The organism is Enterovibrio makurazakiensis (assembly GCF_050336585.1).
In the GTDB taxonomy this organism is placed as follows: Bacteria; Pseudomonadota; Gammaproteobacteria; order Enterobacterales; family Vibrionaceae; genus Enterovibrio; species Enterovibrio gelatinilyticus.
Genome location: NZ_JAKJSE010000054.1, coordinates 1 through 1,549 on the forward strand (window position 1 = coordinate 1; position 1,549 = coordinate 1,549).

The following is a 1,549-nucleotide window of genomic DNA, read 5'->3' on the forward strand; positions in this document are numbered from 1 at the left end:
AAGGTAGTCGTTACCGGTACCACCAAGAAGGACATCATTACCAACATGACCAAATAATTTGTCGTTACCGTCGTTACCTTCTAGGCGGTCATCGCCGTATTCACCATGCAGAGCATCGTCGCCGTTACCGCCTGAGAGGTAGTCATTACCGCCAGCACCATTCAGGGTATCGTTGCCGTCTTCGCCATAAAGTGAATCGTTACCGTTGTAGCCATAGAGGTAATCATTACCCCATTGACCGTAGAGTTTGTCGTCATGATTACCGCCGTCAAGGTGGTCGTTACCGTGACCGCCGACAAGAACGTCATTGCCATCTTGACCGTAAAGGGCATCGTCGCCGTTGCCACCTTCTAAGCGGTCATTACCCGATTCGCCGTAGAGTTTGTCGTTATCGTCACCGCCGTCGAGGTGATCATTGCCGTCGCCGCCACGCAGGGTATCGTTACCTGTCCAGCCGTAGAGGGCGTCATCCCCCGCTAGGCCATGCATGTCGTCGTGACCCCATTGACCGTGAAGTTGGTCATTGCCGTTACCGCCGTTGAGGTGATCGTTACCATGACCGCCRACGAGGACATCGTCACCGTCTTCACCCCAAAGGCCGTCGTCACCGTTGCCGCCTTCTAGGCGGTCATTGCCCCATTGGCCATAGAGTTTGTCATTGTGCTCGCCGCCGTCGAGGTGGTCGTTACCGTGACCGCCGACCAGCACATCATGGCCATCTTGACCGTAAAGGGCATCGTTTCCGTTGCCACCTTCTAAGCGGTCATTGCCCCATTGGCCATAGAGTTTGTCATTGTGCTCGCCGCCGTCGAGGTGGTCGTTACCGTGACCGCCGACCAGCACATCATGGCCATCTTGACCGTAGAGGGCATCGTTTCCGTTGCCACCTTCTAAGCGGTCATTACCCGATTCGCCATAGAGTTTGTCGTCGTTATTCCCACCATCTAGATGATCGTTGCCATGACCGCCAACTAAGGTGTCATTACCGTCTTCGCCATACAGGGCATCGTTATCGTTACCACCATGGAGGTAGTCGTTGCCTGTACCGCCTTTGAGCGTGTCATGGCCATTTTCACCATATAGGTGGTCGTTGTTCCACTGRCCATCAAGGTAGTCGTTACCGGTACCACCAAGAAGGACATCATTACCAACATGACCAWATAATTTGTCGTTACCGTCGTTACCTTCTAGGCGGTCATCGCCGTATTCACCATGCAGAGCATCGTCGCCGTTACCGCCTGAGAGGTAGTCATTACCGCCAGCACCATTCAGGGTATCGTTGCCGTCTTCGCCATAAAGTGAATCGTTACCGTTGTAGCCATAGAGGTAATCATTACCCCATTGACCGTAGAGTTTGTCGTCATGATTACCGCCGTCAAGGTGGTCGTTACCGTGACCGCCGACAAGAACGTCATTGCCATCTTGACCGTAAAGGGCATCGTCGCCGTTGCCACCTTCTAAGCGGTCATTACCCGATTCGCCGTAGAGTTTGTCGTTATCGTCACCGCCGTCGAGGTGATCATTGCCGTCGCCGCCACGCAGGGTATCG

At 54.0% G+C, this 1,549-nt stretch carries 1 protein-coding gene; it reads right to left on the reverse strand.

Going from position 1 to position 1,549, the window contains the following annotated elements; all coding sequences use genetic code 11:
• On the reverse strand, positions 1–1,549 hold a 1,549-nt coding region (locus tag L4D06_RS25330), incomplete at both ends, for a calcium-binding protein (RefSeq protein WP_429742245.1).